Origin of the sequence: Paenibacillus terrae (genome assembly GCF_005217525.1) — a bacterium.
Lineage (GTDB): Bacteria > Bacillota > Bacilli > Paenibacillales > Paenibacillaceae > Paenibacillus > Paenibacillus terrae_C.
Genome location: NZ_PNXQ01000005.1, coordinates 39,923 through 44,289 on the forward strand (window position 1 = coordinate 39,923; position 4,367 = coordinate 44,289).

Consider the following 4,367-nt stretch of genomic DNA (forward strand, 5'->3'; position numbering starts at 1 on the left):
CTGGTTATAGTGATGCAGGTCGGTCGGCTGCTCGATCACGAAGGCCTGCTGGATCGGGGTCATTCTCGTAACCCCCCGGATCTCGCCTTGCTCTGCCATCCGCCTCACCGGCTCGACATGGGAACTTAAGGCGGCAATCGTAGGATAGGTCAGCAGTTCTTTCATCCCCACCTGGTAGCCCGCTTGGTACAGCTTCGCTGACACCTGGATGGACTTGATGGAGTCCCCGCCCAGATCCAGGAAGGAATCATGAATGCCGACCTGCGCCACCCCCAATACTGCTGCCCAGATCGAGACGAGTTGCTCCTCAACTGCATTGCGCGGCGGTGCATAAGCAACACCTGGCTCCAAGTACGCCTGTGGCGCGGGCAGTGCCTTGCGGTCTACTTTTCCGTTGGACGTCAGCGGTAGCGCCTCCAGAGGCACGAAGTAGGTCGGGATCATATACTCCGGCAGCGACGTACTCAGCGCTGCCCGCAATTCTCTACCCGTCATTTTTCCGTCCGTGACGACGTAGGCACACAGCTCCTGCCATCCGCTTTCTGCCGAGCGCGCGATCACTACCACCTCTCGGACCGCAGCCAGCGCCCGAATCGCACCTTCCACTTCCCCCAGCTCAATCCGGTAGCCCCGGATTTTCACCTGATCGTCCGTGCGGCCAATATACTCCAGCTCCCCGTCGATCCGCCGGCGCGCTACGTCACCCGCCCGGTACATCCGTTGCCCCGCTACAAAGGGATTCGCCACAAACTTCTCTGCCGTCTGCTCCGCCCGGTTCAGGTACCCCCGGGCTACCCCATCTCCGCCAATGTACATCTCGCCTGCGACCCCGGCTGGCACCGGCTGTCCATACGGATCCAGCACATAAATGCTCGTATTCGCTGCCGGACGGCCAATCGGCACATACTCGCCTATCGGGCGGGCCGGATCATACAGATAGCTCATACAACCGACGACGGTCTCCGTCGGGCCGTATTCGTTGAACAGCAGCACCGTGCCACCGCTTTGCTCCCAAATCCCTGCCGCAAGCTTCGCGCTCAGATTCTCTCCGCCGACGATCATTCGGCGGATCGTGCTGTCCTGCACCAGCCCCAGTTCGTGCACCAGATGCAGGTGAGCCGGGGTCAGCTTGATCAGATCGATCCGGGGATCGCGGAAGATGCGCGGCAGCAGCGCCGCTTTATCGTCACCCGGGTACACGATCACTGTATTTCCCGTGATCAGCGGCGTGAAGATGCTCGTCACCGTCAGGTCAAAGGCCAGCGAGGAATACAATGGGAACGTCGTCTTCATCCCTTGTACATACGTGCGGCTGGACCACCAAATATAGTTGGTCAGCCCCTGATGTTCAATTAACACGCCCTTGGGCTGACCCGTGGAGCCGGAGGTGTAAATCATGTAGGCCAAATGCTGCATCCGATCTCGGGGAGCATCCAGCTCCTTCACAGGCGGAGCCGTTTCCTCCGGTGCCCCGTTCGCTCCAAGGAGTAGCACCCTACCGTTATAGTCCGCCGGAAGCTGAACTCCGTCCCCCACCAGCGCGATGCGAGCGCCGGAATCTTGAAGCATGTAGGCGATCCGTTCGTCTGGAGAAGCCGGGTCCATCGGCACGTAGGCCCCGCCTGCTTTCAGGACAGCGAGAATGGCGATGACCACCTCTGCGCTGTGTTCGGCACAGATCGCAACCCGATGGTCGGCCTGCACGCCTGCTGCCCGGAGGGTATGCGCCAACCGATTGGCCTGAGCATTAAGCTCCCGGTAGGTAAGCCTGCGATCCTCGCAGATGACTGCCGTCTGTTCCGGTGTACGCGCCACCTGTTGTTCAAACAGTTGCTCCACCGTCTGCTCCCGCGGATAATCTGCTGCCGTATCGTTCCAGCGATAAAGATATTCCTGACTCTGATTTTCCGGCAGCGTCTCTATATCACCGAGTGCCTGATCCGGTTGAAACAGCATCACAGATAAAAGGTGGTTTAAATGCGCAACCAGTTGCTTGATATAAGCTTCTTCGTAGCTTTGCGCATTGTACTGAAGCTGAACATTAATGCCATCCTTCTTCATTACAAAATGAAACTGTATATCCACATTTACATTGGTTGTTTCCAGAAGTGAATGGAGACTGTCCAATGCAACAAGCGTAGGAATGACAGGACGGTTGGCCGAATCATATTGCATACGGAGTTTTCCGACCATTTTTCTGAATGGCAGCCCTTGATGCTCCAAACTATCGCTTAACGACTGCTTAACCTCATTAAATAATGACTTAAATGAATGAGTGGGCTCCAGTTTACTTTTAATAATAAGAAATTTATTGATCCGGTTATGTACATCTTTTGATGTGGGTATACCGAGCAAAACGTTATTTTCGCCTGTGTATTTATTTAATAAACTGGTTACCCCAGCTAATAGAATTATAAAAACCGCCATGCTGGAACCGCCAGACAGTTGTAAAATCCGCTGTGAGACTGCTGCAGATAACGGTTCACATAAGGTTTCCCGTCCATTTATGTGTAATTCTGATCCACCCTTAGAAGCAGAATTGCAAAATGGGAAGGCCGTAGGTGCATCGTCAGCTTGAAACGTTTGATTCCAAAATAACTCCTGTTGTTTAAACTCTGACATGATCTGACCCCCAGTATGTTAATGATGAATTATGGTACATAACCATCTAAATAGCATCTATAGAGCAACATATTGAGCCTCTTCCGAAATGGAGAGAATGTGTCTTACACACCCTCTCCTTCCGAAAGCAAGGATTAGAAACTCAGTTCAATGGAACTAATAACACTTTGATCCGGTACCCTTTTTTCAATTAATTTAATGTCCTGAATAGGAATTTCAGGCTGTTGCACCACTTCAGACAGAACAGACAACAAATCTGTGGCAAGTACATGAATTGTTTCCATCTCAAACAGATACCGGCTGAATTCAAACTCGCATCGCAGTTGTTCTCCTTCGGGCTGAACATATAACGTTAAATCAAACTTGGCACTTTTCCGTGACTGTTCGTAAGAAGAAAAGACGAGGGAGTCCATTTCAACTGCTATTTCACCCATATTCTGATATACCAGCATAGTGTCAAACAAAGGATTGCGTCCCGGTTCACGTTGCAACTGCAAATGTTTCAAAATCTCTTCAAACGGATAATCCTGATGCTCGTATGCATTAAGCATCGTTTGTTTTACATCCTGTACATAATCCGAAAATGTTTTTCCAGCAAACGGTTGATGGCGCACCGCCAGTGTATTGACGAACATTCCAATTAACGGCTCCATGTCGGCGTGGGTTCTTCCCGCCACGGAAGTACCAATAATCATGTCATCCTGCCCACTGTATTTAGCCAGCAAAACGGTATATGCAGCCATGAATACCATAAAGAGCGTTGCGTCCGTGCTTTCGGCAAGCTGCTGTAATTCCTGTGCAAGAGATTTTTCAATTACAAAATGATGGACATCTCCTTCATAGCTGCGCACTGTTGGTCTTTCATAATCTGTAGGCAGTTCCAGCTGGGGCAAGTCCCCTTTGAACATTTCCAGCCAGTAATCCTTGTGGCGCTTGTATGCACCATCTGCTATTTGAGCTTGCTGCCAGACTGCATAATCTTTGTACTGAATACGAAGCGGCGGTAACGTTTCTCCGCCATACAGTCTTATAAATTCCTGGACCAAGATGTTCATCGAAACCCCGTCCGATACCAGGTGATGCATATCAAATAATAAAATATGGCGTTCAGCATCTGTTTGAATGATTCCAACACGAAGCAACGGAGGGCGCTGCAGGTCGAACACACGCACAAACTCCCAAATACAAGAATCGATTTGATCCTCCGTTGCGTGAAGTAGCTCAACCTCAAACGGAGCATTTGGATAAATAAACTGTGCTGGCTCTCCTGCTGCCAGTTCAAACCCGGTTCGCAAAGATTCGTGCCGCCCTATGAGTTGTTGGAAGGCCTGTTCCAGACGGTTGACATCAAGAGAGCCAGTAACGATCAACGCACCTGGCATATTATACGTAAGCTGCGCACCTTCAGCCTGACTTGCAAGGAACAGGCGTCTTTGAGCTGAAGATACTGGATAATATGCCTGCTCCGCAGCAACCGGAATGGAATAATACGTATGTGAATCCAGCCCGGTAATCAGCTCTGACAAACGTTCAATGGTCGGAAAGCGGAATACATCCTTCAAAGAAATGGATGCATCCATCTGTTTTTGAATTTGGGAAACGAGTGTTGTAGCTTTGAGTGAATGTCCCCCTTTGTCAAAAAATGAATCCGTTATTCCGATACGCTCTACATCAAGTATTTCTGCCCAGATCGAGACGAGTTGCTCCTCAACTGCATTGCGCGGCGGTGCATAAGCAACACCTGG

The 4,367-nt window shown here is 50.8% G+C and carries 2 protein-coding genes; both read right to left on the reverse strand.

The window, feature by feature from the left end:
• The coding region (locus tag C1I60_RS03425) for a non-ribosomal peptide synthetase (RefSeq protein WP_212734431.1) at window positions 1-2,622 on the reverse strand (2,622 nt) is incomplete at its 3' end.
• A 134-nt stretch (window positions 2,623-2,756) separates the two neighbouring features.
• Window positions 2,757-4,367, reverse strand: a 1,611-nt coding sequence (locus tag C1I60_RS03430; RefSeq protein WP_252361544.1) for a condensation domain-containing protein, incomplete at its 5' end; no start/stop codon positions are given.